The sequence below is a fragment of the Streptomyces sp. NPDC019937 genome, assembly GCF_040631655.1.
Classification (GTDB): Bacteria; Actinomycetota; Actinomycetes; order Streptomycetales; family Streptomycetaceae; genus Streptomyces.
Map to the genome: position 1 here is coordinate 67,984 of NZ_JBEYAL010000023.1, position 26,437 is coordinate 94,420.

Below are 26,437 nucleotides of genomic sequence, written 5' to 3' on the forward strand. Positions count from 1 at the left end.
AGGAGTGCCCTCCGTTCGGGAGACTATGGCCATGAGGATCGCCTACAGCGTCGAGACCGTACGAGCCGCTGAACAGGACCTGATGGCGCGGCTGCCCGAAGGAACACTCATGCTGCGCGCGGCAGCCGGACTCGCCGCCGCCTGCGCCGACCTGCTGCACCGGGTCTACGGGGCCCGCGTCGCCCTGCTGACCGGCAGCGGCGACAACGGCGGTGACGCGCTCTACGCCGGCGCCCGGCTAGCCCGGCGCGGCGCCGGCGTCACCGCCGTCCTGCTCGCCCCCGACCGCGCCCACCCCGGGGGCCTGCGCGCCCTGCGCGCGGCGGGCGGCCGCGCGGTGACCGCCGACTCCGGCGCTCTCGCCGAGCGCGCCCTCGCCCAGGCCGACCTCGTCCTCGACGGCATCGTCGGCATCGGCGGCAAGGGCGGCCTGCGGGAGGAAGCCGAGCGGCTGGTCCGGCTGGTGCGCGGCACCGTCGTCGCCGTCGACCTCCCCAGCGGCGTCGACGCCGACACCGGCGAGGTGCGGGGCACGGCGGTGCGCGCCGGCGCCACCGTCACCTTCGGCACGTACAAGCCCGGGCTGCTCATCGACCCCGCGCACGAGCACGCGGGCGCCCTCCGCCTCGTCGACATCGGCCTGGGGCCGTATCTCCCCTCCACCCCTGACGCCGAAGCCCTCCAGCACGAGGACGTAGCCGCCCTCCTCCCCCACCCCACCGCCGAGAGCGACAAGTACCGGCGCGGCGTCGTCGGCGTCGTCGCGGGCTCCGCCCGCTACCCGGGCGCCGCCGTCCTCGCCGTCGCGGGCGCCCTGCGCGGCGGCGCGGGCGCCGTACGGTACGTCGGCCCCGGCGCCGACACCGTCATCGCGCGCTTCCCCGAAACCCTCGTCCACACCGGGCCCCCGGCCAAGGCGGGCCGCGTCCAGTCCTGGGTCGTCGGCCCCGGCCTCGGCGACGGCGCCGCCGCCCGGCACTCCCTGGACGACGTCCTCGGCTCCGACGTCCCCGTCCTCGTCGACGCCGACGGCCTCCACCTCCTCCCCTCCGGCGGCCTCCACGGCCGCACCGCGGCCACCGTCCTCACCCCGCACGCGGGCGAGGCCGCCGCGCTGCTCGGGACGAGCCGCGAGGAGGTCGAGTCCGGCCGGCTCGCCGCCGTACGGGCCCTGTCCGACAAGTACGGCGCCACCGTGCTGCTCAAGGGCTCCACCACCCTCATCGCCTCCCCCGGCCACCCCGTGCGCGTCAACCCCACCGGCACCGGCTGGCTCGCCACCGCGGGCAGCGGCGACGTCCTCTCCGGCCTCACCGGCTCCCTCCTCGCCACCGGCCTCCCCGCCCGCGACGCCGCCTCCACCGGCGCCTACCTCCACGGCCTGGCCGCCCGCCGCACCACCGCCCCGGCGGGCGCCCCCATCGCGGCGTACGACGTCGCGGCGGCCGTCCCGGAGGCGTGGCGGGACGTGCTCGGCTGAGGGGCGCCGCCGGGATTGCCTCGGGGGCCGGGTGCGAGGCCTCCGGGGCAGGGCCCTGGACCGTATATTTACGGCGCCGCTGACGGAGAACGTGTCGTGAACGCCGGCCAATCGGCGCCACACATACACGTCAGCGTCCAGGACCCCACCCCCCTGCGACCCCGCCCCCTCCCGAATCGTCGGCGGCCACCCGCCGGTGGGGGCCCGGCCCGAAATCCGGATGACGCCGAGGAGCTGCGGTCCTAACGTGGCCGGGTGACTCTTCTGGGCTTCGACCGCTGCCGCGCCGAAATCGTCGAGCAGACCGGCCTGTTGAGGGCGTATCTGGCGGGGGCCGACCCGGCGGCCCCGGTTCCGTCCTGCCCGGGCTGGGACCTCGGCCAGCTCGTGCGCCACCTCGGCGGTGCCCATGGGTGGGCCGAGACGGCCGTACGGACCCGGGCGGCCGAGGCGGTGTCGGACGACCCGGTCAACGACGTCCCCCGCCGCACCGGCGAGGACCCCGTCGCCCTGAGCGCCCAGCTCGGCGACGGCGCCGGGCGGCTGGCCGACGCGCTGCGCGACGCCGGACCCAATACGCCGGTGTGGAGCCCGGGTCCCGGCGAGACCGCGATGTGGTGGGCGCGCCGGATGACGCACGAGACGGTGGTGCACCGGGCGGACGCCGCCCTCGCCGTCGGCGCCGCGTTCCACCTGGCCCACGACGTCGCCCTCGACGCCCTCGACGAGTGGCTGACGTACAGCACGCTGCCCGAGGCGTACGAGGGCGACCCCGCCCTCCTCGGCCCCGGCCGCGTGCTTCGTCTTCAGGCCACCGACGCGGGCGCCGAGTGGCTGGTCGACCTCACCGGCGACGCCCCCGTCCTGCGCGACACCGGCGGGCAGGCCACCGTCGAGGCCCGGGGCACCCTGACGGATCTGCTCCTGCTGGTCTACCGGCGGCCCGCCCCCGGTGTGGAGGTCACGGGCGACACGGCGCTGTTCGACCTGTGGCTGACGCGTTCGGGGTTCTGGCTGCAATGACGCCAGGTGCTCACCCCTTGACCGCGGAGCTGGCGACGCCTTGGACGAACCAGCGCTGGAAGAAGGCGAAGACGATCAGGACGGGCAGGACGAGGAGGACGCCGAAGGCGAGGATCTGTCCCCAGTCCGGGGGCTGTTGTCCCTGGAAGACGCTCATCTCCAGGGGCAGGGGACGGACGGACGGGTCGGAGACCATCAGCACCGGCCAGAGGAACGAGCCCCACTGCATGAGGAAGGTGAGGATCGCGACGGAGGCGAACACCGGTTTCGACATGGGGATGATGATCGCGAAGAAGGTGCGCCAGGGGCCCGCGCCATCCAGTCGGGCGGCTTCTTCGATGCTGGGCGGGATCTTCCGGAAGAACGTGTGGAACTGGTAGACCGAGAAGGCGTTGGCGATGAACGGGATCGCCTGGATGTAGAGGGTGTTGCGCTGGTCGTTGAACATGTAGAAGAGCGGCACGGCCACCGACTCGAACGGCACCAGCATCAGCAGCAGGACGAGCGTGAAGACGGCATCCCGGCCGCGCCACTTCAGTCGTGACATGCCGTACGCCGCCATCGAGTTGACGAAGAGGCCGCCGGTCACGACCACGAACGACACCAGCAGCGAGATGCCCATGAAGCGCCAGAAGTAACCGGTGCTGTCGGAGTTCAGGGCAGTCAGCACATGTGCGTAGTTGTCGAAGGTCAGGTGGGTGGGGAGGAAGCCGGTCAGGCCGTTCAGCACCTCGTCGGAGGGCTTGAGGCTGCCCAGGAGCAGGTACAGGACGGGCAGGATGAAGACGAACGCCAGAACACCGAGGACGGCGTAGTCGGCGAGGTGGCGCAGCCGGCGGCGCGGCGCGTGGGTCGTGGCCATGGCTCTCAGTCCTCGTTGTCGGGCCGGACGACGCGGCGCTGGATGAGGGTCAGGACGACGACGATCAGGAAGAAGACGACGGTGATCGCGGACGCCTGGCCGATGTTGTTCTGGTCGAAGGCGGTGGTGACGGCCTGGTACATCACGGTGCGGGTGGCGTCCTCGTCGAGGCCGCCGCCATGGGTGAGGACGTAGACCTGGTCGAAGACGCGGAAGGACAGCACCGAGGTGAGCATCGCGACGAAGACGAGGGTGCCGCGGATGCCGGGCAGGGTGACGTGCCGGAACTGCTGCCAGCGCGAGGCCCGGTCCAGTTCGGCGGCCTCGTAGAGCTCTCCGGGAATCTGCTGGAGGCCGGCGAGCAGGATGACCATCTGGAAGCCGACGCCCTGCCAGATGGACAGCACGATGATCGAGGCCATGGCGGTGGCGGTGTCGCCGAGCCAGTCGAAGGCGCCCCAGTTGCCGAAGGTCACCGCGTGCAGCGCGGAGTTGAGCAGCCCCTCGTCGCTGCGGGCGAGGATGAGCCGCCAGATGACGGCGACCAGCGTCATGGGAAAGACGACCGGCATGAAGAACAGGGACCGGAACAGACCGATCGCCTTCAGCTTGCGGTTGAGGAGGATCGCGAGGGCGAGCGCCAGGCCCGTCTGGAGCGGTACGACGACCACGGCGAAGGTCAGGTTGTTCAGCAGGGCCCGCAGGAACGGGCCGGACAGGTCGGGGTCGGTGAACAGCCGCCGGTACTGCTCCAGACCGAAGAACTCAGGGGCCAGCGGCGAGCCGAGGCGCACGTTGTAGAAGGAGAGGACGAGGGCGTAGCCGAAGGGGATGCCGACGAAGGCGATGAGGCCGGCGACGGCGGGCGCGGACATGAGCAGCCCGTGCAACCAGTCGCGGTTCCTGGGCCCTGAACGCGCCGGACGCTGCGGCCGCGCGGACTGCGCGGAGGTCACGGGCGGGCCGTCCGACCTGCCGGGGAGCGTGGTGTGCGCGGGTTCCACGGTCTTCACAGGGGTTCCTGTTCCCGGCCGGGGGCGGACGCGCCGCCAAAGGGGGCCGCCCCGGCCGATGCGTCCTACGGGATCTTGTAGCCGGCGTTGTCGGAGAAGTCCCGGTCGATGGCGCGGGCGGCCTTGGACAGGGCGCTCTTGGGGGCGGCGCCGCCGTAGACGGCGCTCAGGGCGTCGCTGAACTTGGCGGTGATCGTGGGGTATCCGGCGCTGACCGGGCGGGTCACGGCGACGCAGGACTTGGTGATGTCGCTGTCGCCGCAGGGCTTGGCGAGTTGGTCGGCGAAGAGCTGGAGCGGGCCGCCCCGCTTGTAGAGGGGGCTCGCGGCGAGCGCGGTCTTCGTCGCGGGCGGGGCGCCGTTGGCCTTCGTCATCGCCGTGACGTTGGTGTCGTTCAGGAGGTAGTCGAGGAAGGCGCCGGCGGCCTTGCCGTTCTTGGAGCCCGCGCCGATGCCCCAGGCCCAGGAGCCCTGGCCGGCCTTGGGTCCGTTGCCGAAATCGGGCAGCGGCAGCACGACCAGGTCGCTGCCGAGTGCCTTGCTGTAGGCGGGGTACATCCAGTGGCCGACCCAGCTCAGCGCGACGCGGCCCTTGGCGAAGGCGTTGCCGTCGGTGTTGGGGTCGACGTACGGCTTCCAGGAGTGGAAGGTCTTCATCGCCGACACCACGGCCGGCGAGTCGAGGGCGCCTTCGGCTTTGCCGTCCTTCAGCAGGGAGCCGCCGGCCGACCAGACGACCGGGGCGAAGCCGTAGGTGCCCCATTCGTTCGCGTAGCCGGTGCTCTCCTGGAGGTCGAGCACCTTGCCGCCCGCGTCCTTGGCCTTGAGCGCCTTGAGCGCGGCGGTGAACTGGTCCGCGGTCCAGTCGTCGGACAGGCCGGTCGGGTACTTCACCCCGGCCGCGTCCAGCAGCTTCTTGTTGCCGAAGACTCCGAGCCCGGAGTCGTACATGCCCAGGCCGTAGTGCTTGCCGCCGATCCCGCCCTGGGCCTTGTTCGCATCGGTGGCGTTGGCCAGGGTCTTGGCCGAGACGTAGGAGTCGATCGGGGCGAGCTTCTTGTTGTAGACGAAGTTCGCCATCGTGGGGCCGTCGAACTCCATCACGTCCGGCATCTCGGATGCGTCGGTGGCGGTGATGGTCTTGGTGTAGTCGTTGCCGGGTATCAGCTTCAGCTCGACCTTGATCTTGTCCTGGGAGGAGTTGAAGGACTTCACGGCGCTCTGGAGGGCCGTGTCCTCGCTCTTCTGACCCTGGTGGGCCCAGACGCTGATGGTGCCCTTGCCGCTGCCGGCCGAGGCGGAGGCGTCGCCACCGCTGCCGCCGCCGCAGGCGGCCAGGGCGGCGAGGGACAGGGCGAGGGACAGGCCCGTACAGGCCGTACGGCGGTACCTTCTGCTGGTCGGGCTCATGGTGTCGTGCCTCCGTGCGGTGCGAGGGTTCGTGGTGCGCTGGCGCTTTCCGGCGTTGGGGGGGGACGGGTTACTGGGGTCCGCGGGGGCGCGGCGGTGCGGTGGTCTCGCGCAGGACGAGACGGATGGGCATGTCCACCTTCTCCGGCGGTTCGGCGTCGGGATCGTCCAGCCGGCTCAGCAGCAGCCGGGCGGCCTCGGCGCCTTGACCGGCCACCGGCTGGGCGACGGTGGTCAGCCCGAGGACGTCGGACAGTTCGTGGTCGTCGAAGCCGACGACCGACACGTCGTCCGGCACCTTCAGCCGGTGCCGTTGCAGGGCGCGCAGCGCGCCCATCGCCATCTCGTCGGACTGGGCGAACACCGCGGTCGGCGGCCGGGAGGCGGCCAGGAGTCCGGTCATGGCCCGCTCGCCGCCCTCGACGGTGTAGTCCCCGTCCGCCTCCAGCGCCGGATCGTGCGCGATCCCGGCTTCGGCCAGCACGTCCAGGTACGCCTGGCGGCGCGCGATGGGCGTGGTCCAGTGCTGTGGCCCGCTCGCCCCGCTGATCATGCCGATCCGGCGGTGGCCGAGGTTCACCAGATGCCGTACGGCGCTCTCCGCACCGGCCCGGTCGTCGATGCCGACGACGGTGAAGCCGGGACGGGCTCCGCCGACCGTGCTGGCCAGCGGTACGCCGAGCGAACGCAGCGCGGCCGACTCCTCCTCGTCGGGGATGAGCAGCGACAGCACGGCGTCCACCCGCTTGCGGACCGGCATCTTGGTGAAGAAGCGCTTGCGCGTCTCGGGCGAGCCGAGGTTGTACAGCAGGACGTCGTAGCCGGCGGCGCTGAACACGCGCTCGGCGGCGTCCAGCACGGTGCCGAAGAACCAGCGGCCCACGTGCGGGACCACGACCCCGATGGTGAAGGTGCGCCCGCTGGCCAGGCTGGACGCCGAACGGGACGCCGTGTAGCCGAGCCGCACGGCGACGGCCGTGATCTGTGCCCGCACCTCGTCGGAGACGCCCGGCCGACCGCGCAGGGCGCGGGACACGGTGGACGCCGAGACTCCGGCGGCGCGGGCGACATCGGTGATGCTGACGGTCACGGCACTTTTCTCCCGTCGGTTTCACATCGGTGTGATCTGGGGGTGACGAGACCGTAAGCCCGGCCTCGCTATTGCGCAAGCGTTTGCGTTCAGTTTTACTTGGCCCAATTCTCAAACGAGACCTTCGGGAATCACTGGTCAGCGCACGCGTTTGAGCGCTGCGAGCCGACAGGAACTGTGCATGCGATACGCCCCGCCCGGCCTCTGCGTGAACGACTTCGCCCTGCTCCGCGACGGCGACGGCACCTACGCGGTGCTGCACCTCCAGGGCCCGTGGACGAGCGAGTTCGACCACCTGAGGATGGAGACCTCGTACGGCAGGGCCACTTCCACCGATCTGATCTCCTGGCGGCCCGAGGGCCCCGTCTTCGGCAACGGCCTGCCCGGCCGCTTCGACCAGCAGGCCGTGTGGACCATGCACCCCATCCCGCACGGCGACGGAATGGCGATGTTCTACACGGGCGTCAGCGGGTTCACCCCGGACGGCACGCCGCTCCAGGCGGTGGGCCTCGCGTACTCCGACCGCACCGACGGGACGGGCTGGCGCCGCCACGGCACCGGCCCCGTCGCCGAGGCGGACGCCCGCTGGTACCGCACCGGTGAACACATGGGCTGGCGCGACCCGTTCGTCGTCCGCGACGACGAGTCGGACGGCTGGGTCATGGTCGTCTGCGCGGCCGACGCCTCCCTGCCCGTCGAGGTCAGCGGCTGCGTGGCGTGGGCGACCTCGGACGACCTGGAGCACTGGACGGTCCACCCGCCGCTCGTCTCACCCGGTGACGTGGACGAGCTGGAATGCCCGGTCCTCGAACGTCTCGACGACGGCAGCTGGCTGCTGATGGGCTCGATCGGCGCGACGCGCGGGTTCGAGGCGTGGACCGCGCCCCGGCTGCGGGGACCGTGGACCCGGCGGGGCCCGCTCGGCCCGACCGGCTCGTACGCCCCCCGCGTCATCGCCGGCCCCGACGGCTCCCGCGTCGTCCTGCACACCACCCCCCGCCGGGTCGGCCTCACGGACTCCGGCGATCGCTGCCGCGGCATGCTGGCCCAGCCCAAGTCCCTGGTCGTAACGGAAGGTTCCGCACCCCGCCTGGAGTGGTGGCCCGGCCTGGACGCCTGGCTGCGGGAGGAGACGACGGAGCCGACGCTGCACGCGGTCGGCGACCTCGACCTCTCCGGGCGCGTCGAGGTCACCCTGCGCACCGGCGACGACGGCCCCGCCCTCGCCGTCGGATGCGACGGCAAGAACCTCTGGATCACCGGCCCCGGCGGGGGCGTGACCGGCGAGACCGTCCTGGCCGAGCCCGCCTCGGCCCTGCGCATCCTCACCGTCGGCGAGTACGTCGAGGTCTACGCCGACGGCGTCTTCGTCCTGGCGGACCTGTGCTACTCGGGGCGCCCCGCCCCGTGGACGGCGGTCTCGGAAGGCCGCACCCGCACGATCCCCGTCCGCCCGATCCACCTGCCCGACCCCGGCCGCGACGACGCCTCGGCCGTCTGGCCCGGGCCGGCGGCGCGTTGACTCAACAGCGACTGGTGGCAGCCGGAGCACGCCCGCCCCGATCGAGAACCATCACGTCATGCGGATCGGCCCCGTCCCACGGGTGCGCCTCGCTCACCTTGCGGTACCCCCACGACCGGTAGGCGGCCTGCGCGGCCTCGACACCCGGCCGGGCGTTGAGCAGTACGCGTTCCTCGGTGCCGTCGACAAGGGCCGCCTCATGCAGCCGACGGGCCACGCCCATGCGACGCCACGGGGCGCGTACGGCCAGCTCCATCAGCCCGAACGTCCGACGCCCGTCCTCGCGCCGCAGCTCGTCACCGACCGGCGTGATGAGCCGGTCCCACCAGCCGGTGCTCGGGCTGAGCGGATAGCCGTACGCGATGCCCACGGGCTCACCGTCGCCCGTGCGGGCGAGGGCTCCCCGGAAGATCTTCTTGCGGACCTGCGAGCGGAACCGCCGGAAATTCACCTCGACCGAGTCCGGCTCCTTGCCATACGGAGGCTCCGCGAAAGCCTCGGCGTAGACAAGGGTGAAGGCCTACTCGGCCCGCCCCGCCGCCGCGCCATTCATACGCTCAATAGCAATAATCTTCACCGTCCTCCCTCTCGTTTTGCCTCGCGGATACGCTCTATCACGTCGTGCAGCAGGAGCAGCAACGCTTATGTCAGATCGCTCGAAGGCCTATAACCGGCGCTTCGTCAGTTCGGGGGGTCTGACACCCAGCTCCCCGGCAACCCACCCGCGCCTTCCTGCGCTGGGCAATGCGGTCAAACCAAAAACGATCACCGAGCACACCAGTTGAATATTCATCTTCCAATAAAGGAACCCGAAAGTTCATCAAAGGCCGTCTGACCTGGCCAGTTGCCACCGCGATCCACGAGTAAACGCCCCCAGGCCCTTCAAAGCTCAACTACACCGGGGCCGTAACGACCGACCAAGGCTCAGAGGAACCTCAGATAAGTGAAGATTTGTTGACGCGCCATAGGTGACTCCTGACTGCGCACAGGAAGCCACTACCGGGCAGAGCATCCTCGCCAACATCGGCTCCCTGACCTCGCTGGTCGCATGGATTGGCGGACTGTTTCTCCTCAACCGGCTCCTGGGCAATGCCGCACGCACCGGAATCCACACGCCTCAGACAGCTTCCAGGCTGCGTCTCTTGGGGTGGTGGCTTTTGGTGGGAAGCGTGATCACGCAGACCGTCGCCGCCTTCGCCCAAACCGCGCTACTGGACACCCTCTCCCGCAGCGCGGAACTCAGCGCCGGGGCATGGATTCAAGCCTGGGACCCGCCGTATCTGGCCATCTTGACAGGAAGCGGCCTGTTGGCGTTCGCCCGCATCACCCGGGTCGGCTCTAAAATGCGAGAAGACCTCGAGGGGCTCGTATGACGGCCGAGGGAGACGACGGGCACGCGGTGGTCGTCCACCTAGACCGGCTTCTAAAAGAACGCGGAATTACGTTGGCTTCGCTCGCCGAAAAAGTTGGCGTCACGAACGTCAACCTGTCGGTGTTGAAGAACGGCAGAGCCAAAGCTATCCGATTCAGCACCCTGACCCATATCTGCAACGCACTGGGATGCCAGCCCGGAGACCTTCTCAGCGTTCGAGGGAAGGAAGACGGCACCGCCGAGAGTTAAGCGCATCAAGTATCCCATACACCGAACCGTCGAACAAGCCCGCAAATTTTCTTCGAGGAGAAGCCCGTGTACGGCACCATGGATATTGGCTCAAAAATCGCCCTCACTGTGGTACTTGTGCTGCTAGCCGCCGCAGTTGTAGGCGGTATTGCGTGGCTGAAGAATCGGGACCGCTCCACTGAAGAAGACTGACCCTTCAATTGCAGATCAGCGTGAACCCCCGCGAGTGGCTCCCGCGGTCATCGCGGCTGGGCCACTGGCGGCGACATGCTGGGCCGAGTGCAGCGCCATACTTGTCTGCTTTTGGGATGTTCGCGAGGGTACGGGCGTGGCTGGGCCGGCCGGTGACCTTGTTGTGTTCCTCCGGAGCGTCGGAGTAGTACGACGCCGCCAAGGACATGCCGTCGCGCTGGAGGAGCGCCCACCAGGCTTCGGTGACGCGCACCAGGTTGCTGTAGATCTCCACGCCCAGGCCGAGCGACAGCGCACGGTCGGCCAGGAGCAGGCTGTCCGGGTACAGGGTGGGCTCACCCTCGATGAGCTGGACGCGGCGCACGCCACATTCCGTGGCCTGATCGAGGACGCGTAACCAGTCCTCGCGCGTCATGGTGCCGTGGGTTCCGCCCGGCCCCGAGGCGTTGAAACACGGAGTGCAGGAGAGTTGACACTTCCGGGTCAGGTCCAGCCATAGGAACTCGGTGTCCACGGCGGGGGTCGCAACGACGGTCGCCACAGTCGTGTCCTTTCTTCTTCTGTCGGTGTCATTTCGGGAGGTCGATGACCGTCACCTTGCGCAGCTCGCGGATCATCCGGGAGGCGAGGACGGCGTTGAGGCCGACGTGGCCGTACGGGACCATGACGTTCGAGTCCCGCGTACGCCATCCGCTCGTCGTGAGCTGGTAGTTGGTCCCGGAGATGCCCCACAGCCGTGGAGTCCGGACCCTGAGCACCGCGTAGTCACCTCTGCCCAGATGGGAGCGCTGCTCGACGGACATGCGGGCATGTGGCTCGCACAAGGGCGGCTGCTCCGTCAGCGAGCCTTCCGGCCATGTCGGCGGGTCCCATGGTCTGCGCCAGTTGATGAACAGCCAGCCGTCCTGGTCGCGGCTGGCGACGTGCCCGCAGATCTGGCATTTCATGGCGTACATGCACATCCGCTGCCGAGCGACGTGCATGCTGTCGTAGATCGGCCTGCTCGTACCGGGAAAGTGGGTCATCCGCGCCCACAGAGCCCCTGCGGTATCGCGATCCGTCTCGCGGGGCGCTTGTAGCCGAGTCGCGGCCCGGGCGTCAGCAGGACGGTCAGGTCGGATTCCGGGCCGAGGGTTTCGCCGCTCCACGCGGTGACGAACGGAACGACGGTCGGGCGGGCTACGAGCGGCGGCATCAGGCGCCACCCTTGGCGTGAAGCTCGGCCCAGACGATCTTCCCCCAGGTGCGGTACTCGGTGCCCCAGCGGTCCGCCATGGCATCGACCAGCATCAGCCCGCGGCCGGACTCGTCGTCGCAGCACGGCTCCTGGGCGGTGGGCAGCTGCCGGCATTTGTCCGTGACGGTGAGACGTACGCGATCCCGATCGTGCAGCCGGACGCTGACGCGTACGAGACGGCACCCGCTGTGGCGGGCGGCGTTGCCGACCAGTTCGGAAACGATCAGCATGCCGTCCTCGATGAGGGGGTCGAGGTCCCAGGTGTTCAGCGCTGCTCGGACGAGTCGTCGGGCGCGACTTGCGGACTCCGGCTCGCACGGCATCGTTTCGCTGTAGCCGGGGGCACCGATGGCGTTCGGCCTGATTGCAGTCATGGTCACGGGGTCTTTCCTCCGAGGGCCTGCCTGTCGTCTGATGACCAGTCAACGAGTGCGGACGCGACAAAAACAGGCAAAAGTGCCACCTTTTCGCATACCGCGCACCGGAAGACTTTGCGTGCGCATTACCCGGGGTCTGGTGCGCGCAGTGCTCGAGTGGCTACGTTCAGCTCATGGGAGTCAACGTCATCCTCAAGCGGCGGATGGCCGAACTTGGTCTCACGCAGCACGAGTTCGCAGCTCGGATGAACGATGCCATCGAAGAGATCACAGGGAAGCCGGGGGATGTCTCGGACCGCACCGTCCGCAACTTGGTGAATGGGAGGACCAAGCGCCCCATCGGACGGACCTGTGCGGCGCTGGAGAAGGTCTTCGGGCGTTCGGTCGAAGACTTAGGGTTCACCTCGCCACGGACCGCATCACCGCAGGAGGACCCTGTGCGGCGACGTACTTTCATGACCTCGGCCGCGGGCACCGCAACCGCAGCCGTCGTTCCCGGGCTCGCCGCTCCCCAGCGAGTAGGGCAGAGTGACGTGAAACGGCTGGAGATCAAGTTCGCCGCGATCATTGCCCAGGATCATCGGTACGGCGGACGCGTCGGTATCGAGACGCAGGCGGCCGCCCTGGCCGAAGAGGCGTTATCCCTGCTTCAGCGCGGCACGACCAGCCAGAGAGTCCGCAACAGCATCTACGCGTGCGCGGCCTCGTTCACGTCCAGCGCCCTGTGGGCCGCGATCGACGGCCGTCGTTTCGACGAGGCCCAGCGGTACATGGGCCGGGCGTCCATCCTTGCCGCCATGTCCGGCGATCTGACCATCCAGTTCCGCATCTGGTCCCACGCGGGCAGCCTCTACCGGCATCTCGGACGGCCCATCGACGCCCTGGCCGCGAACGATGTGGCGCGAGGCCTTCCCCTCACCCGCCGCGACCCTCTCTTCGCCTCGCTGGGCCATGCGCGGCATGCCGCCATCTACGGCCTCACGCGCGACGCCGTGGCAGTGGAGCGCGCCATCGGCCAAGCACAGGCGGCCTTCGGCCGTGCCGATCCAGGCATCGACCGACCGGCATGGATGACGGCCTTCTTCGGTCAGGCGGAGATCGAGAGCCTCGCCCTCACGGCACACCTCGGGCTGGGGAACTTTGCCCAGGCTGAGGCCCATGCCCACCGCAGTATCGGACTCCTGCGCCCCCACTTGCTGCGGAGCCGTGCCATCGCCACCGCCCGGCTGGCGCAGGCCCAGCTGGGGCAGGGCGATCTTGAGCCTGCCGTCTCCACGGCCATGACCGTCCCCACCGGCTCCCACCCCCGAGTGACCCGGATGCTGGACGCGTTCGGGGACAAGCTCCGTTCCACGGCGCCCCAGAGCGAGGCTGCCAGGACCTGGGACGCATACACCGACTGCCGAAGGGACGCCTCGTGACCTCCGCGGCCATCGAACTCCGGCACTTCCGTGTCGTGGCACCCGTCTGGGACACGCTGATCTCGGTCTACGCCGAAGTGCGGGCCGACCGGCTGCACGATCCGCACTACTCGGTCGAGCGGTACGGCGAACGCCTGGCCCGGCACGCCTCCGAGCCCGGCTGGGAGGTGGTCGTCGGCTACGACGGGGACGAGGCAGTCGGGTACGCGTACGGCAACACCATCGAGCACGGTGACCGCTATTGGAAGCGGGTCACGCCACCGCCGGCGTCGGCGCTTACGCAGGCCCCGACGCTGGCGCTCAAGGAAATGATGGTCCGTGTGCCCTGGCGGAAGACCGGAGCCTCTCGGGGCATCCATGACGAGCTGATCGCCCGGCGGTCCGAGGAGCAGGTGACGCTCATGGTCAACCCGCTGGCGGGTGAGGGAAAGGTCCATCGGCTGTACGAGTCGTGGGGATACGAGGACATCGGGGAGAGCCGGCCGTCGCCGGACTCGCCGGTTCTGCTGGCTATGGTGCGCCTGACACGGTGACGAAAGGAGCAAGGATGTCGCAAACCGAGGGTGCCCGGCTGTTCCGGGAGGCGTGGATCGCGGGGGTACGGCGGCACTTTCCCGGGGAGCCCAAGCCGGACTATGTGACTCCCTGGGAGGACACCCCGGAGTGGGAGCGGGCGGCTGCCGGGGCGGTGTACGCGCAGGTGCGGCAGTTCCTTGAGGTGAGCGAGGGGCACGCGGGGCGGCTCACGCGGGAGCAGAAAGGGCGCTTCGTCGCGACGTGCTGGACCGCGCAGATGTACCGGCACTTCGACGACCCGAAGCCGGGGTACGTCGCCGACTGGCCGGACCTTCCCGGCTGGTAGCGGGAGACGGACGCGGACATCTTCGAGGCGATCGAGAAGGGCGCCGGCTGATGCGCGTCGCGTGATCCTCAGCCCCTGGATGACGGCAGGTGGGTGGCGAAGAAGGCGGTGAGCCTGGCGACGGCCGGGGTGACGTGCTCGTCCTTGTCGTAGAGGGAGATGTGGGTGCCGCCGTCGATGACGAAGAGTTCCTTGGGCTCGGCCGCCTTCTCGATGGCTTCACGGCTGAAGTACGCCGTGTTCGCGTCGGATCCGATGATCATCAGCAGGGGGCGGGGCGAGATGAGGTGGATCAGGGCGTAGGAGTCGTACTGGATGATCTGGTCGAGGCTGCGGACGGGCCAGGGCCGGACCGCGCGGGGGTGGTGACCGCGTGGGGTGCGGTAGTACTCGTAGGTCTCGGCGTCCACGGCCTCGGTGATCCACTCCTGCCGGGGGACGGCCTCGCCGCGGGCCTCCGCGGTGCGTGCGGCATTCGCGAGCTCCAGGATCGAGCGCAGGGTCTGTGGGTCCTGGGTGCGGCCGAGGCCCTCGCGCGTCACCGATCCCAGGTCTGCCGCGCTGACCGTGGCGACGGCCTTGATGCGCAGGTCGGTCTGGGCGGCGTAGGGGACGTAGCCGCCGGAGGCGCAGATGCCCAGGGCGCCGATCCGGACCGGATCGATCTCGTCGCGGGTGGCCAGGAAACCGACGGCGGACTTGATGTCCTCGGCGCGCTGGAACGGGTCCTCCAGCCCGCGCGGCTCGCCCTCGCTCTCGCCCTGGTAGGCGGCGTCGAAGACCAGCGCGGCGAAGCCCTCGCGGGCCAGGCGCTCGGCGTAGACGCTCGCGGTCTGCTCCTTCACGCCGCCGCTCGGGTGGCCGACGACGACGGCCGGGAGCCGGTCGGCGGTGGGTGCGTCGGGCAGGAAGAGGATGCCCGCGAGTGTGAGGTTGTTGCTGAGGAAGGTGACGTCCGTCTTCATGCTCCCGACCCTGGCAGGCGTCACACGCCGGGATAAGGGGACAGAACCGGCCCCCCTTCCGGACCGGTCCGCGGTGCGAGACTCGATCGCATGAGCAGCGAACTGGGTGACTTCCTCAAGGCCCGGCGCGGGGAGCTGAGCCCCGCGACGGCCGGGCTCCCCGGCGACGGGCGGCGGCGGGTCCCGGGCTTGCGCCGGGAGGAGGTCGCCCTGCTGGCGTCGATCAGCCCCGACTACTACACCCGCCTGGAACAGGGGCGTCGCCGGGCCTCCGAGCCGGTGCTGGACGCCCTGGCGCGCGCGCTGCGCCTCAGCGAGGACGAGCGTGCCTACCTCTTCGAGCTCTCGGGCAAGGATGCCGGCCGGCCGCGCCGGCGGCCCGCCCAGCGGGTCCAGCCGCAGTTGCGGCGCCTGCTCGACGATCTGGCCAGCATCCCGGCCCTCGTCCTTGGCCGGTGCACCGACGTCCTGGCGTGGAATCCGCCGGCCGCCGCGCTGTTCACCGACTTCGCGCTCCTCCCGGAGGACCGGCGCAATTTCGTCCGCCTGGTGTTCTGCGACCCGGTGGTACGGGCCCTGTACACCGACTGGGACTACATGGCGCGGGCCTGCGTGGCGCAGCTGCGGATGGAGGCGGCCCGGGACCCGGCGGATCCGCGCCTGACGACGCTGGTGGGAGAGCTGTCGGTGCGGGACCCGGACTTCCGGGCGTGGTGGGGCGACCACCGCGTGGCCGTGCGGACCGCGGGCACCAAGGCCCTGCGACACCCGGTGGTCGGCGAACTCGCCCTCGACTGGTCCACGCTGACCGACGCGGCCGACCCGGACCAGCACCTCATCACCCTGACCGCGGCCCCCGGCACTCCCTCCCACGACGGCCTGCGCCTCCTGGCCGCCGTCACCGCGGAACCGTCCGCATCGCCGCGACCGGTACGTGGCTCCGCCGGCCTCCCCGGCACTCCCTGAGCACGGTCCCGCCTCCCGCCCGGCAGCCGGCCGTTCATGCCGACGTATCAGCCGACCGCCGCGCCCACAGCCACCGCTGCGCACAGTGAGCCCTTCTCGGTAACCCCTCGCGACGGTTCGTGATCATGGTCAGGCGATGTGGCCGTGTTCGAGCTGGACGAGGATCGGCACCGACGGCCCGATCCCCGCCCCGGACGACGCCGAACGCACCATCACCGGCTGGGAGTACTACCCCGAGGCCGTCGGCCACACCCTGCGCCACACCGCCGCCCTCGTCGGCGATGTCCCGCTGATCGTCACCGAGAACGGCATCGCCACCGCCGACGACAACCGCCGCGTCGACTACTACACCGGCGCCCTCTCCGCGGTCGCCGCCGTCTTGGATGACGGCCTCGACATCCGTGGCTACCTGGCCTGGAGCGCCCTCGACAACTACGAGTGGGGTTCCTGCAGGCCCACGTTCGGCCTCATCGCCGTGAACGCCGAAACCTTCGAACGCACTCCCAAGCCGTCCGCCACCTGGCTGGGCACCTTCGGACGCACCCGGCTCCTGCCGCGGGCCGACCGCTGAAAGCCACGCAAGGGCGACAGCGTCGAGGGCCTCACGCCTCCGCGATCAGCACAGCGGACGCCACCCCGGCGTCGTGGCTCAGCGCGACGTGCCAGGCCCGTACGCCCAGCTCGTCGGCCCGTGCCGCGACCGTGGCGCGCACGGCCAGCGAGGGGCGGCCGCCGGGCGCCGTGCGGACTTCGGCGTCCGTCCAGCGCAGACCGCCCGGCACGCCCAGCGCCTTGGCTACGGCCTCCGTCGCCGCGAACCGGGCGGCGAGGGACGCGGGACCGCGCCGCACGGTCACATCCCGGTCGTTCCCGTGAGCCAGCCATCACCATTTTTGCGCCAAGGCCACAAGAGTTGAGCCTGCACCGAAGGCTGAGCAAATCACCACAAAAAGGCCGAAGACAGTCCCCCTGTGGGAGATTTCAAGCCACGGGAGCCCCCAATTCCACTTTGTGGTATTGATTTAATATGCGACCCGCATTTATCTTTTCTGCGGGCCGGAATCCCGGTCTTCTTTCACCGAAGAATGAGGTGGTCCTTATGTCCATCACCATCAAGCCGGTCGAGAAGCCCGCGATGAGCAAGGTCGCCGGTGCCGTTCTCTGCGGCTGACGCCCATAAGTAATGGAGGGGAGGCGCACCTTGCGCCTCCCCTCCATTAGGCGACGAAAGGACTGCTGCATGCTCAAGCGTGACCTCGAATTCCGTCCGCGCCTCAGGCATTGCACCTTCTTCGTCCCCAGCAGCGGGGACGACGTGCTCATGATCGTCGGCGACCAGCACTTCCAGCTGGAGCAACACGGTGCGCAGCTCAAGGACTTCCTGAACCTCAAGCGCTACCTGGACGGGCGGCACACGGTCCAGCAGATCTCGGAGATCACGAACGTCACTCCGGAGGATGTGCTGGGGATAGTCAACGCGTTCGCGGAGCAGGGCCTGCTGCGCGAGGAGAACCCCGACCTCGAGAACATCCCGGTCGACGTTTTCCTGAAGCAGATCGATAAGTCCACAGCCATGTGGACCGAACAGATAGGCTACCATCGCCTGTGGTCCGGACTCGAGAACCAGGAATACCGCAAGGAGGTATTCCTGGGCCTCATCCTGGAAACGTACCACTACATCAATTCGGCGAGTCGCCACATCTCGACGGCCATTGCCCACTGCTCGGACCCGCAGTGGAAGAGGCTGCTCTCGGAGTACCTCGCCGAGGAATACGATCACGCCTGGATGGCCCGGGACAGCCTCATCCGCATGGGTCTGTCCAAGGAAGAGGTCGAGAACGCCCACCCCATCATCGGCACCTGGTCGTGGACGAACAACCTCTGCGAGATCGCACGCGAGGACACTCTCGGGTATCTGGCGTGCACGAAGCTCTTCGAGGCCCGTGGCACGGAGACCGTCGAAGGCGCCGAGACCCTGCAGCGGCTGGCCGAGGCCTACGGCTACCCGAAGGACTGCCTCGATCCCCTGGTCTCTCACGTCAGGACGGACGTCGAGGCGAACCACACCGGCCTGCTCGAGGAAGCCCTGGAGGGACGCAAGTACATTCCCGCGGAGCAGGCGCACCGCGCGGTCAACAACCTGCACGATCTCAAGCACTCGTTCGACCAGTACAACGACGGAATCATCCTGTACTACTCGGACGTGTCGAACTACATCCCTCGTCTGAAGGTCGACTACTTCAGCCTGTGACGAACCAGCCGATCCCGATGTCCCGTCCGCCGGCCGCCGCTCCGGCAGGCCGCTTCGCCCGCCTTTGGACCGCGTACACGGTCAACGTCGCCGGGGACGAGTTCTACGTTCTCGCCGTCCCGCTGATCGTCTACCAGGTAGGTGGGACAGCCGCTGCCATGAGCCTCGTCTACGCCTGTGCCCTGCTCCCGCAGGTTTTCATGGGTGTCTGGGGCGGCGTGCTGGCGGACCGCCAGGACCGTATCAGGCTGCTTCGGCTGTGTTACCTGTGCTCGGCGTTGGTGCTGCTGCTGGCCTACGCGGTGTTCTCGGCCACCCATGTCAGTGTCGGGGGGCTTGCCACCATGGCAGTCCTGCTGGGCTTCATGGCGCCGGTGGCCGCGGCGAGCTTCGACAGTGCGCTGCCCCACTTCGTTCCCCACCACACGCTGCCCCGCGCGAATGCCGCCACCGAGGCGTCTCGGACAGCCTGTGTGGTGCTGGGCCCTGCGGTAGCAGGATTCGCCGTGAGTCATCTGGCACCCGAACAGGCCGTGCTGTTCAACAGCGTCTCCTTCGCTGTGGCCTACCTGCTGCTCCACCGCATCACCTCTCCGACCGTCCCTGTGGAACCCGCCCACGGAGGGCTCGCGAGCCAGTGGCGCGATCTGACCACGGGGCTGCGGTATCTCGTGACCGGCGATACCGCCGTTCGCATCGGCGTCCTCACAAGTACCGTGGTCAACTTCGTGTTCGGCGCGTATGAACCCATGGTGGTCTACCGCATGCGGCACAGCCTGAGCCTGGGAGCTGACACCGTAGGGCTCGTTTTCGCCCTGTCCGGGGTGGCGTCGGTCGTGGTCGCGCTCCTCCTCTCCTGGAAGGCACCCTCGCGCGGCTACCTCGTGGTCATGGCGCTGTCTGTGACTCTGCAGGGTTTGGCCGTAGCCGGCCTGGGAGCGTTCACCTCGCTGGGAGCCGTCATAGCCGCCCAGGTCGCCTTCGCTACTGGCACCGTGCTCTACACCGTGTACTGGCGCGCCCTGCGCCAGACCGTCGTTCCCGGAGAACTGCTGGGACGAGTTGCCGGTACATGCCGCTCCATCGCCTACGGAGGCGCGTTCCTCGGCAGCTCCGTCTCGGCCGTGGTGCTCAGCAGGTTCCTCGGTGTCGACACGGCGTTGCTGCTGGCCGGTCTTGTCTCCACGACCTTGGGCGTCACGGTCGTCGGTCACGCCTGGACAAGAGCGGTCTCCGGAAAGGGCGCCCCATGACAGTCCTCCTCGGGGCCGGCGAACTGCGGCAGCTGCTGACACCGCGGGCCGCTATGCAGTCGCTGCGCCAGGGCTTTGTCGCAGCCCTCGAAGCGCAGACATCCCCGCAGCGCGTACGCCGGAGTCTGCCGTCGTCCCCCGGGACCATCGCCGTACTGCTGCCAGGACTGCTGACAGGCATCCCTGCGTACACGGTCAAGGTGAACGCGAAATTCCCCGATGCGGAACCGGCGATCTCCGGCATCGTGTGTCTCCACGACCTGCGGACGGGGGAATTGCTCGCGCTGCTGGACTCCGCCTTTGTGACGGCGTGGCGGACCGGGCTGTCGGCAGCTTTGGCCACTGATCTGCTGAGCCCAGCCCGGACACACACGGTGGGGGTCATCGGAGCTGGAGCCCAGGCGGACATGACCCTGCGCGGGCTGGCCCAGCTACGCACAGTGAAACGAGTCGTCATTCATGATGTCGATGGCGGACGAGCTCACCGGATGGCCGAGGCCTGGCAGCAGGCCGGACTCGACTGCTCGGTCGTCGGCAGCGCGCGAGAGGTCGCCCGCGCCTGTGACAGCATCGTCACCGCGACGTGGTCCCGCCGCCCGCTGCTGCACCTTGCTGACGTCCGGCCGGGCTCGCACGTCACCTCGCTGGGCGCGGACGAACCAGGTAAGGCGGAGCTCGATGCCCAGTTGCTGCGACATGCCCGAGTCGTCGTGGACGACCTCGGTCTGGCCATGACGTCCGGTGCGCTGGGGACGGCAGGCCTGCGGCGCGGCGACGCCGCAGCCGTCCTGGGCCAGATCATCGAAGGCACTGCCCCCGCGAGGACCGATGCCGAACAGGTGACCGTCTACACACCGGTCGGCCTGCCCTGGCAGGATCTCGCCCTCTCCTGGGCCGCCTACCAGGCGGCCCTCCAGCAGAGGGCCGGCATCGAGTTCCGGTTCCATCCGCAGCCGGAGAACGGGGGCAGCATATGAGTGCGACCACAACCGCTCCTCGGACAGGCCTCGCGGACATGCGGCTGGTCGACGTGGCGCCTTCGGCGGTCCCTCCACTCGCTCTGTATCAGAGTCCGTGGACGATCGCCCTGGCGATCGCGTTCGCGTTCCGTGGCGCCGGGACCTACGTCATCGATGACATCGACAACGCAGGAGTCGCTCGCGGCAAGGAGGAGCAACAAGACTTCCGCACCATCCGCAAGGAAGTGCTGAGCAAGAAAGGGTGGACCAACTGCCGACCGCTGGCCGCCTTCTGCCCCGACGGGCTGCTCTTCGCGAATCTCTCGCGCGCCGACTACCTGGCGCTGGACCGTCGCATGCCGCTCGCCGTGCTGGCCAAGCACGTTTCCACGACCGTCGAGCGACTCATCCGCGACACCTCCCGCGAGCATGGCATGTGGAGTCTGACCGGCCCGGACCGGGCGATCACCGCCGTCCCCATGCGGACCGCGATGACCGGGCTGCGCGACACCATCACCAAGCACGAAGAAGCCGTCCTGCGCACCCTGGCCCGTCCCCAGGACCATGAGCCGGCACTGCGCAGGCTCCGCCACCTCATGCCGGAACCCCGACCAGAGGAAAACCTGCTGGACTACTTCCAGCAGTGCCTGCGCCGGGGCCTGGAACTTGTGGGCAGCGATGCCCCCGTCCTTTCTGCCGCACGCGACCTGATCCCACCCGACGGAGGCCGCCTACTGCCCCGTTTCCTCCAAGGCGACCCCGAGACCATCGACGTCTACAACGCCGCGGCAGCAATCCAAGGAAGCAGGCCCATCGGCACCGACCACCCACTCCCCTACTACACCGTCGGTCTCTCCGACGGTGCGCGCGCCGACCTGACCCACGCGATACGACGATCCCCGGACCAGGTCATCGCCCCCAAGATCCTCGCCCTGGAAGGGATCGCCGGGATGGCACTGCCGAGGACGACAGCGCACCGGAGCACGATCCTGGCCCGTGAGCACGCTTACCGCGGTCTCGCAAGCGGCTCCAGCCAGGTGTTCTTCGACACCGACTGGCTGGAATCCCTCGGCTCCTGCGGGACGCGAGTCCACGTGGACGGCATCTTCCAGCCGCTGGTCGGCGGCCGGCAGACGATGCCACTCGGTGACCTTGTGATCGAACTACTCCGCCACGAGGAGTCCGGCGAAGAAGACCACCGAGAGGACCCCAGACGACTGTGGACGCTCTGGGCGCTCCACGAGACCCTGGCGGACCTGCGAACGTGGCAGTATCCGGTGCTCGCCTACGCCGTGGCCGGAGACAAGTGGCTGGAGCGGCTCAGCCTGCGCTCGTACGCCGAATACCGCCCCCTCTCTCCGACGCGTCCGACCTCATCCGGAAACGGAGGGTCGGGGCGACCTCAGCCCTGATCAGGGCTGGCGGCATGCGCCGAACCGGGATACGACGGGACGGCAGCGGGCGAGGTCGCCCCACCCCCGCCCACCGCCCCCACCGGCCTCAGCCCTCCGCGATCACCACCGCCGACGCGACCCCGGCGTCGTGGCTCAGCGAGACGTGCCACGCCCGTACGCCCAGCTCGGCGGCGCGTGCCGCGACCGTGCCGTGGACCGACAGACGGGGGCGGCCGCCCGGCTCGGTCCAGACCTCGGCGTCCGTCCAGCGCAGGCCGCCCGGGGCGCCCAGGGCCTTGGCGACCGCCTCCTTGGCGGCGAAGCGGGCGGCCAGCGAGGCGGGGCCGCGGCGCTCACCGCTGGGCAGGCACAGCTCGGCCTCGACGAACAGGCGCGCCGCCAGCCCCGGCGTACGGTCCAGCGACGCCGCGAAGCGGTCGATCTCCGCGACGTCGATGCCCACCCCGACGATCACGCGGTCACTCGACGGTCACCGACTTGGCCAGGTTGCGCGGCTGGTCGACCTCGTTGCCGCGGGCCGTGGCCAGCTCGCAGGCGAAGACCTGGAGCGGCACGGTGGCCACCAGCGGCTGGAGCAGCGTGGGGGTCACCGGGATCTCGATGAGGTGGTCGGCGTACGGGGCGACCGCCGCATCGCCCCGCTCGGCGATCACGATGGTGCGGGCGCCGCGCGCCCGGATCTCCTGGATGTTGGAGACGATCTTGTCGTGGAGGACGGACCGCCCGCGCGGCGACGGCACGACCACGACGACCGGCACGTCCTGCTCGATCAGCGCGATCGGCCCGTGCTTCAGCTCGCCCGCAGCGAAGCCCTCGGCGTGCATGTACGCCAGTTCCTTGAGCTTGAGCGCGCCCTCCAGGGCGACGGGGAAGCCGACGTGGCGGCCGAGGAAGAGGACCGTGTTCTTGGACGCCAGGGTGCGGGCCAGCTCCCGTACGGGCTCCATGGTCTCCAGGACCTCGTCCACCTGGGTGGCGATCTCGGACAGCTCGCGGATCACGGAGAGGATCTCGTCGCCCCACTTGGTGCCGCGCACCTGCCCCAGGTACAGCGCCACCAGGTAGCAGGCGACCAGCTGGGTGAGGAACGCCTTGGTGGAGGCGACCGCGACCTCGGGGCCGGCGTGGGTGTACAGGACGGCGTCGGACTCGCGCGGGATGGTGGAGCCGTTGGTGTTGCAGATGGCGAGCACCTTGGCGCCCTGCTCGCGGGCGTGCCGCAGCGCCATCAGGGTGTCCATGGTCTCGCCGGACTGCGAGATGGCGATGACGAGGGTGCGCTGGTCGAGGATGGGATCCCGGTAGCGGAACTCGCTGGCCAGCTCCGTTTCGCAGGGGATGCGGGTCCAGTGCTCGATGGCGTACTTGGCGATCATGCCGGCGTGGTACGCCGTACCGCACGCCACGATGACGACCTTGCTGACCTCGCGCAGGACGGTGGCGGGGATGCGGACCTCGTCCAGACAGAGGTTCCCGGCCAGGTCGATGCGGCCGAGGAGGGTGTCGGCGACCGCCTTCGGCTGCTCGGCGATCTCCTTGAGCATGAAGTAGTCGTAGCCGCCCTTCTCGGCGGCGGAGGCGTCCCAGTCCACGTGGTACGGGCGGACCTCGGCGGGGGCACCGTCGAAGTCGGTGACGACGACGCCGTCGCGGCGGGCCTCGACGACCTGGTCCTGGCCCAGCTCGATGGCCTCGCGGGTGTGGGCGATGAACGCGGCCACGTCGGAGGCGAGGAACGCCTCGTCCTCGCCGACGCCGACGACGAGCGGCGAGTTGCGGCGGGCGCCGACCACCACGTCGGGCGCGTCGGCGTGCACGGCGACGAGGGTGAAGGCGCCCTCCAGCCGGCGGCACACCTGGCGCATGGCCTCGGCGAGGTCGCCGCAGGACGAGAACGACTCGGCGAGCAGATGGGCGACGACCTCGGTGTCCGTCTCGGAGGCCAGCTCATGGCCGCGGTCGGCCAGCTCGGCGCGCAGGGCGGCGAAGTTCTCGATGATGCCGTTGTGGACGACGGACACCCGGCCCGCGTTGTCCAGATGCGGATGGGCGTTGGCGTCGGTCGGCCCGCCGTGGGTGGCCCACCGGGTGTGGCCGATGCCGGTGGCGCCGCTGGGCAGCGGCCGGTCGGACAGCTCCTTCTCCAGGTTGGCGAGCTTGCCCGCCTTCTTGGCGGCGGCGAGCCCGCCGTCGGCCAGAACGGCGACCCCGGCCGAGTCATAGCCGCGGTACTCCAGCCGCTTGAGCCCGGCGAGGACGACATCGAGGGCGGACTGCCCTCCCACGTAACCAACGATTCCGCACATGCAGTGCAGCGTACGACCCACCGGTCCGGGGGCCGACCACCGCCCGCGCGTCGACCCTCGCATGTGGCCGCATAACGGACGCTTGTCGCGGGGGCGTGCCTGGCACGGGGTGACAGACTCCACGCCCCCCGGCCCGCGCCTCCGGCGGGCCCAGCCATGACAATGAAGGGATGATCACGTCTTCCGCGCGCGAGGCGCGCACCGGCCCCGTGCGCTCCTCGCAGCGGCGGGGCGGCGAGGCGACCCCGTATGTGGACCTCTCCCGCGAAGAGTGGAGCGCGCTGCGGGAGAAGACTCCGCTGCCGCTGACCGCCGAGGAGGTCGAGCGGCTGCGCGGTCTCGGCGACGTCATCGACCTGGACGAGGTACGGGACGTCTACCTGCCGCTGTCCCGGCTGCTCAACCTGTACGTGGCCGCCACCGGCAGCCTGCGCGGCGCGCTGAACACCTTCCTCGGCGACGCCAAGAACGGCCAGGGCCCCCAGACCGGCACCCCGTTCGTCATCGGCGTGGCGGGCAGCGTCGCGGTCGGCAAGTCGACCACGGCCCGGCTGCTGCAGGCGCTGCTGGCCCGCTGGCCGGAGCATCCGCGGGTGGAGCTGATCACCACCGACGGCTTCCTCCACCCCAACGCCGAGCTGCAGCGGCGCGGGCTGATGTCCCGCAAGGGGTTCCCCGAGTCCTACGACCGGCGCGCCCTGACCCGGTTCGTCGCCGATGTGAAGGCGGGCCGGGCGGAGGTCTCGGCCCCGGTCTACTCGCACCTGATCTACGACATCGTGCCGGGCGAGCGGCAGACCGTGCACCGGCCCGACATCCTCATCGTCGAGGGGCTGAACGTGCTCCAGCCCGCCCTGCCCGGCAAGGACGGGCTGACCCGGGTCGGGCTCGCGGACTTCTTCGACTTCAGCGTGTACGTGGACGCCCGTACCGCCGACATCGAGCGCTGGTACCTCGACCGCTTCCGGAAGCTGCGCCAGACCGCCTTCCAGGACCCCTCCTCGTACTTCCGCAAGTACACCCAGGTCTCCGAGGAGGAGGCGCTGGACTACGGCCGCATGATCTGGCGCACCATCAACCGGCCGAATCTCCAGCAGAATGTGCAGCCCACGCGGGGGCGCGCGACGCTCGTGCTCCGCAAGGGCCCGGACCACAAGGTGCAGCGGCTCTCCCTGCGCAAACTGTGAGGAGTTCCTGTCGTGCTGCATCTGCGGCTGATCGTCCCGGCCGACCGGACGGACGCGGTGGTCCGTCTCCTGGAGGGCACCGTGGGCACCGCCCACCTGATCGTCCTGCCCGGCGCCGCCCGCGATCCCGCCGGGGACGTGGTGCTGTGCGACGTGGCGCGCGAGGCCGGTGACGGGCTGCTGGGCGAGCTGCGGGCGCTCGGGCTCGACGAGCACGGTTCGATCGCCGTCGACGACATCGGGCTGTCGCTGTCGAAGCGGGCCGACCGGGCGGAGGCGGACGCTCCGGGGGAGGGCGCGGACGCGGTGCTGTGGGAGCACCTGGCGGACGCCACCCACGAGGAGTCCACCCTGTCGGTGACCTTCCTCGCCTTCCTCGCCATCGCGACGATGATCGCGGCGTGCGGTGTGGTGCTGGACAACGCGGTCCTGATCGTCGGCGCGATGGCCGTCGGCCCGGAGTTCGGCCCGCTGGCCGGGCTGTGCACCGCCCTGGTCCGGCGGGCCCCACGGCTGGCCGCCCGCTCGGCCCTCGCGCTGGTCGTGGGGTTCGCGGTGGCGATGGTGCTGACGACGGGCTTCAGCGTGCTGATGGACATCTTCGGGCTGTTCAGCAAGGCCCAGCTGGACGCGGACCGCCCGAACACGGACTTCATCTGGAAGCCGGACATGTTCTCGTTCGTGGTCGCCGTGCTGGCGGGCATCGCCGGAACGCTGTCGCTGACCTCCGCGAAGTCGGGGGCGCTGGTGGGCGTGGCGATCTCGGTGACGACGGTCCCGGCGGCGGCCAACGCGGCGGTGGCGCTCGGGTACGGGGAGGTCGACCAGATGGTGGGGTCGATCGAGCAGCTGCTGCTGAACCTGGCGGGGATCGTGGTGGCGGGGACGCTGACGCTGCTGGCGCAGAAGTGGCTGTGGGCGCGGCGGGGGTGAGCCCCCGACCGGGGCTCACCCCCGGACCCGGCTCCTCGAACTCCCCCGGCTACCGCTGGGAGGTGTCTCCGGAGGGGCTGGAAGTCCAGCCCC

The 26,437-nt window shown here is 69.8% G+C and carries 27 protein-coding genes and 3 pseudogenes; 17 read left to right on the forward strand and 13 right to left on the reverse strand.

Annotation, left to right across the window (positions count from 1 at the left end; all coding sequences use genetic code 11):
- Positions 1 to 31 precede the first annotated feature (31 nt).
- On the forward strand, positions 32 to 1,480 hold the full coding sequence (locus ABZ562_RS23250) for an NAD(P)H-hydrate dehydratase (protein ID WP_361482889.1): 1,449 nt from the start codon (positions 32 to 34) through the stop codon (positions 1,478 to 1,480).
- Between the two features lie 255 nt (positions 1,481 to 1,735).
- Positions 1,736 to 2,503 carry a maleylpyruvate isomerase N-terminal domain-containing protein gene (locus tag ABZ562_RS23255; RefSeq protein WP_361482892.1) on the forward strand — a complete coding sequence of 256 codons (768 nt, stop codon included), beginning with the start codon at positions 1,736 to 1,738 and terminating at the stop codon, positions 2,501 to 2,503.
- 10 nt (positions 2,504 to 2,513) lie between these two features.
- Here the strand turns inward: ABZ562_RS23255 and ABZ562_RS23260 are convergent, their stop codons facing one another.
- The 4 genes from ABZ562_RS23260 to ABZ562_RS23275 form a co-directional block, all read right to left on the reverse strand.
- A complete protein-coding gene (locus tag ABZ562_RS23260; RefSeq protein ID WP_361482895.1) occupies positions 2,514 to 3,365 on the reverse strand; it encodes a carbohydrate ABC transporter permease in 852 nt (283 codons plus the stop codon).
- 5 nt (positions 3,366 to 3,370) lie between these two features.
- On the reverse strand, positions 3,371 to 4,378 hold the full coding sequence (locus ABZ562_RS23265) for a sugar ABC transporter permease (protein WP_361482898.1): 1,008 nt from the start codon (positions 4,376 to 4,378) through the stop codon (positions 3,371 to 3,373).
- Positions 4,379 to 4,443: 65 nt separating this feature from the next.
- A complete protein-coding gene (locus tag ABZ562_RS23270) occupies positions 4,444 to 5,787 on the reverse strand; it encodes a sugar ABC transporter substrate-binding protein (protein ID WP_361482901.1) in 1,344 nt (447 codons plus the stop codon).
- A 70-nt stretch (positions 5,788 to 5,857) separates the two neighbouring features.
- The gene (locus tag ABZ562_RS23275) at positions 5,858 to 6,877 is read right to left on the reverse strand and encodes a LacI family DNA-binding transcriptional regulator (RefSeq protein ID WP_361482904.1); all 1,020 of its coding nucleotides are present in this window, start codon (positions 6,875 to 6,877) and stop codon (positions 5,858 to 5,860) included.
- Positions 6,878 to 7,058: 181 nt separating this feature from the next.
- Between ABZ562_RS23275 and ABZ562_RS23280 the strand changes: the two genes are divergently transcribed.
- Complete coding sequence (locus ABZ562_RS23280; RefSeq protein ID WP_361482907.1) at positions 7,059 to 8,399, forward strand: mucin-1; 1,341 nt, start codon at positions 7,059 to 7,061, stop codon at positions 8,397 to 8,399.
- A 1-nt stretch (position 8,400) separates the two neighbouring features.
- Here ABZ562_RS23280 and ABZ562_RS23285 read toward each other — a convergent pair.
- Positions 8,401 to 8,952: pseudogene (locus tag ABZ562_RS23285) on the reverse strand (GNAT family N-acetyltransferase).
- Positions 8,953 to 9,367: 415 nt separating this feature from the next.
- On the opposite strand from ABZ562_RS23285, the gene ABZ562_RS23290 reads away from it, so the two are divergent.
- The 3 genes from ABZ562_RS23290 (at position 9,368) to ABZ562_RS23300 (ending at position 10,212) form a co-directional block, all read left to right on the forward strand.
- A complete protein-coding gene (locus ABZ562_RS23290; RefSeq protein WP_361482909.1) occupies positions 9,368 to 9,772 on the forward strand; it encodes a hypothetical protein in 405 nt (134 codons plus the stop codon).
- A complete protein-coding gene (locus ABZ562_RS23295; protein WP_361482912.1) occupies positions 9,769 to 10,020 on the forward strand; it encodes a helix-turn-helix transcriptional regulator in 252 nt (83 codons plus the stop codon). Before ABZ562_RS23290 ends, ABZ562_RS23295 begins: the two co-directional genes overlap by 4 nt.
- A gap of 66 nt (positions 10,021 to 10,086) precedes the next feature.
- Positions 10,087 to 10,212: a hypothetical protein gene (locus ABZ562_RS23300; protein WP_361482915.1), complete on the forward strand. Its 126-nt coding sequence runs from the start codon at positions 10,087 to 10,089 to the stop codon at positions 10,210 to 10,212.
- Positions 10,213 to 10,216: 4 nt separating this feature from the next.
- Here the strand turns inward: ABZ562_RS23300 and ABZ562_RS23305 are convergent, their stop codons facing one another.
- From ABZ562_RS23305 to ABZ562_RS23320, 4 genes are read right to left on the reverse strand one after another with little or no spacing between them, the layout of a single operon-like run.
- On the reverse strand, positions 10,217 to 10,753 hold the full coding sequence (locus ABZ562_RS23305) for a radical SAM protein (protein WP_361482918.1): 537 nt from the start codon (positions 10,751 to 10,753) through the stop codon (positions 10,217 to 10,219).
- Positions 10,754 to 10,781: 28 nt separating this feature from the next.
- Entirely contained in the window at positions 10,782 to 11,237 is a 456-nt protein-coding gene (locus tag ABZ562_RS23310; RefSeq protein ID WP_361482920.1) for a hypothetical protein, read from the reverse strand.
- The gene (locus ABZ562_RS23315; RefSeq protein WP_361482923.1) at positions 11,234 to 11,407 is read right to left on the reverse strand and encodes a hypothetical protein; all 174 of its coding nucleotides are present in this window, start codon (positions 11,405 to 11,407) and stop codon (positions 11,234 to 11,236) included. Before ABZ562_RS23315 ends, ABZ562_RS23310 begins: the two co-directional genes overlap by 4 nt.
- Positions 11,407 to 11,823 carry an ATP-binding protein gene (locus tag ABZ562_RS23320; protein ID WP_361483089.1) on the reverse strand — a complete coding sequence of 139 codons (417 nt, stop codon included), beginning with the start codon at positions 11,821 to 11,823 and terminating at the stop codon, positions 11,407 to 11,409. The genes ABZ562_RS23315 and ABZ562_RS23320 overlap by 1 nt, the downstream gene beginning before the upstream one ends.
- Positions 11,824 to 11,999: 176 nt before the next feature.
- On the opposite strand from ABZ562_RS23320, the gene ABZ562_RS23325 reads away from it, so the two are divergent.
- The 3 genes from ABZ562_RS23325 to ABZ562_RS23335 are packed head-to-tail and all read left to right on the forward strand — an operon-like array spanning position 12,000 to position 14,109.
- On the forward strand, positions 12,000 to 13,247 hold the full coding sequence (locus tag ABZ562_RS23325) for a helix-turn-helix transcriptional regulator (RefSeq protein WP_361482926.1): 1,248 nt from the start codon (positions 12,000 to 12,002) through the stop codon (positions 13,245 to 13,247).
- Complete coding sequence (locus ABZ562_RS23330; protein ID WP_361482928.1) at positions 13,244 to 13,780, forward strand: GNAT family N-acetyltransferase; 537 nt, start codon at positions 13,244 to 13,246, stop codon at positions 13,778 to 13,780. The genes ABZ562_RS23325 and ABZ562_RS23330 overlap by 4 nt, the downstream gene beginning before the upstream one ends.
- Before the next feature lie 14 nt (positions 13,781 to 13,794).
- Entirely contained in the window at positions 13,795 to 14,109 is a 315-nt protein-coding gene (locus tag ABZ562_RS23335; protein ID WP_361482931.1) for a hypothetical protein, read from the forward strand.
- A 68-nt stretch (positions 14,110 to 14,177) separates the two neighbouring features.
- Here the strand turns inward: ABZ562_RS23335 and ABZ562_RS23340 are convergent, their stop codons facing one another.
- A complete protein-coding gene (locus ABZ562_RS23340; protein ID WP_361482934.1) occupies positions 14,178 to 15,074 on the reverse strand; it encodes an alpha/beta hydrolase in 897 nt (298 codons plus the stop codon).
- A gap of 90 nt (positions 15,075 to 15,164) precedes the next feature.
- Between ABZ562_RS23340 and ABZ562_RS23345 the strand changes: the two genes are divergently transcribed.
- Both ABZ562_RS23345 and ABZ562_RS23350 read left to right on the forward strand, forming a co-directional pair.
- Positions 15,165 to 16,040: a helix-turn-helix domain-containing protein gene (locus ABZ562_RS23345; protein ID WP_361482936.1), complete on the forward strand. Its 876-nt coding sequence runs from the start codon at positions 15,165 to 15,167 to the stop codon at positions 16,038 to 16,040.
- A gap of 151 nt (positions 16,041 to 16,191) precedes the next feature.
- A pseudogene (locus ABZ562_RS23350) lies at positions 16,192 to 16,611 on the forward strand (family 1 glycosylhydrolase); the annotation flags it as partial.
- 31 nt (positions 16,612 to 16,642) lie between these two features.
- Here the strand turns inward: ABZ562_RS23350 and ABZ562_RS23355 are convergent.
- Positions 16,643 to 16,888, reverse strand: a pseudogene (locus ABZ562_RS23355) (holo-ACP synthase); the annotation flags it as partial.
- A gap of 392 nt (positions 16,889 to 17,280) precedes the next feature.
- Here ABZ562_RS23355 and ABZ562_RS23360 point away from each other — a divergent pair.
- Genes ABZ562_RS23360 through ABZ562_RS23375 form a run of 4 tightly spaced genes read left to right on the forward strand, consistent with a single transcriptional unit; the run spans position 17,281 to position 21,915 of the window.
- A complete protein-coding gene (locus ABZ562_RS23360; protein WP_361482939.1) occupies positions 17,281 to 18,291 on the forward strand; it encodes an iron-containing redox enzyme family protein in 1,011 nt (336 codons plus the stop codon).
- On the forward strand, positions 18,288 to 19,544 hold the full coding sequence (locus ABZ562_RS23365; RefSeq protein ID WP_361482942.1) for an MFS transporter: 1,257 nt from the start codon (positions 18,288 to 18,290) through the stop codon (positions 19,542 to 19,544). Before ABZ562_RS23360 ends, ABZ562_RS23365 begins: the two co-directional genes overlap by 4 nt.
- Complete coding sequence (locus tag ABZ562_RS23370) at positions 19,541 to 20,521, forward strand: ornithine cyclodeaminase family protein (protein WP_361482945.1); 981 nt, start codon at positions 19,541 to 19,543, stop codon at positions 20,519 to 20,521. Before ABZ562_RS23365 ends, ABZ562_RS23370 begins: the two co-directional genes overlap by 4 nt.
- Positions 20,518 to 21,915, forward strand: coding sequence for a hypothetical protein (locus ABZ562_RS23375; protein WP_361482948.1), 1,398 nt, complete (start codon positions 20,518 to 20,520; stop codon positions 21,913 to 21,915). The genes ABZ562_RS23370 and ABZ562_RS23375 overlap by 4 nt, the downstream gene beginning before the upstream one ends.
- Before the next feature lie 88 nt (positions 21,916 to 22,003).
- Here the strand turns inward: ABZ562_RS23375 and ABZ562_RS23380 are convergent, their stop codons facing one another.
- A complete protein-coding gene (locus ABZ562_RS23380; RefSeq protein WP_361482951.1) occupies positions 22,004 to 22,372 on the reverse strand; it encodes a holo-ACP synthase in 369 nt (122 codons plus the stop codon).
- A 4-nt stretch (positions 22,373 to 22,376) separates the two neighbouring features.
- Positions 22,377 to 24,224: a glutamine--fructose-6-phosphate transaminase (isomerizing) gene (gene glmS, locus ABZ562_RS23385; protein ID WP_361482954.1), complete on the reverse strand. Its 1,848-nt coding sequence runs from the start codon at positions 24,222 to 24,224 to the stop codon at positions 22,377 to 22,379.
- Between the two features lie 170 nt (positions 24,225 to 24,394).
- Between glmS and coaA the strand changes: the two genes are divergently transcribed.
- Together coaA and ABZ562_RS23395 are read left to right on the forward strand one after the other, a co-directional pair.
- Entirely contained in the window at positions 24,395 to 25,411 is a 1,017-nt protein-coding gene (gene coaA / locus ABZ562_RS23390; RefSeq protein ID WP_361482957.1) for a type I pantothenate kinase, read from the forward strand.
- 12 nt (positions 25,412 to 25,423) lie between these two features.
- Positions 25,424 to 26,344, forward strand: a complete 921-nt coding sequence (locus ABZ562_RS23395; protein WP_361482960.1) for a DUF389 domain-containing protein — start codon at positions 25,424 to 25,426, stop codon at positions 26,342 to 26,344.
- Positions 26,345 to 26,437 lie beyond the last annotated feature (93 nt).

Excerpts from the sequence above, each read along its gene's own strand:
- ABZ562_RS23315 (WP_361482923.1), bottom strand. The coding sequence starts at position 11,407 with ATGCCGCCGCTCGTAGCCCGCCCGACCGTCGTTCCGTTCGTCACCGCG.
- ABZ562_RS23295 (WP_361482912.1), top strand. The coding sequence starts at position 9,769 with ATGACGGCCGAGGGAGACGACGGGCACGCGGTGGTCGTCCACCTAGAC.
- ABZ562_RS23280 (WP_361482907.1), top strand. The coding sequence starts at position 7,059 with ATGCGATACGCCCCGCCCGGCCTCTGCGTGAACGACTTCGCCCTGCTC.
- ABZ562_RS23340 (WP_361482934.1), bottom strand. The coding sequence starts at position 15,074 with ATGAAGACGGACGTCACCTTCCTCAGCAACAACCTCACACTCGCGGGC.
- ABZ562_RS23360 (WP_361482939.1), top strand. The coding sequence starts at position 17,281 with ATGCTCAAGCGTGACCTCGAATTCCGTCCGCGCCTCAGGCATTGCACC.
- ABZ562_RS23250 (WP_361482889.1), top strand. The coding sequence starts at position 32 with ATGAGGATCGCCTACAGCGTCGAGACCGTACGAGCCGCTGAACAGGAC.
- ABZ562_RS23325 (WP_361482926.1), top strand. The coding sequence starts at position 12,000 with ATGGGAGTCAACGTCATCCTCAAGCGGCGGATGGCCGAACTTGGTCTC.
- ABZ562_RS23345 (WP_361482936.1), top strand. The coding sequence starts at position 15,165 with ATGAGCAGCGAACTGGGTGACTTCCTCAAGGCCCGGCGCGGGGAGCTG.
- ABZ562_RS23270 (WP_361482901.1), bottom strand. The coding sequence starts at position 5,787 with ATGAGCCCGACCAGCAGAAGGTACCGCCGTACGGCCTGTACGGGCCTG.
- ABZ562_RS23370 (WP_361482945.1), top strand. The coding sequence starts at position 19,541 with ATGACAGTCCTCCTCGGGGCCGGCGAACTGCGGCAGCTGCTGACACCG.
- ABZ562_RS23335 (WP_361482931.1), top strand. The coding sequence starts at position 13,795 with ATGTCGCAAACCGAGGGTGCCCGGCTGTTCCGGGAGGCGTGGATCGCG.
- coaA (WP_361482957.1), top strand. The coding sequence starts at position 24,395 with ATGATCACGTCTTCCGCGCGCGAGGCGCGCACCGGCCCCGTGCGCTCC.
- glmS (WP_361482954.1), bottom strand. The coding sequence starts at position 24,224 with ATGTGCGGAATCGTTGGTTACGTGGGAGGGCAGTCCGCCCTCGATGTC.
- ABZ562_RS23375 (WP_361482948.1), top strand. The coding sequence starts at position 20,518 with ATGAGTGCGACCACAACCGCTCCTCGGACAGGCCTCGCGGACATGCGG.
- ABZ562_RS23310 (WP_361482920.1), bottom strand. The coding sequence starts at position 11,237 with ATGACCCACTTTCCCGGTACGAGCAGGCCGATCTACGACAGCATGCAC.
- ABZ562_RS23260 (WP_361482895.1), bottom strand. The coding sequence starts at position 3,365 with ATGGCCACGACCCACGCGCCGCGCCGCCGGCTGCGCCACCTCGCCGAC.
- ABZ562_RS23320 (WP_361483089.1), bottom strand. The coding sequence starts at position 11,823 with ATGACTGCAATCAGGCCGAACGCCATCGGTGCCCCCGGCTACAGCGAA.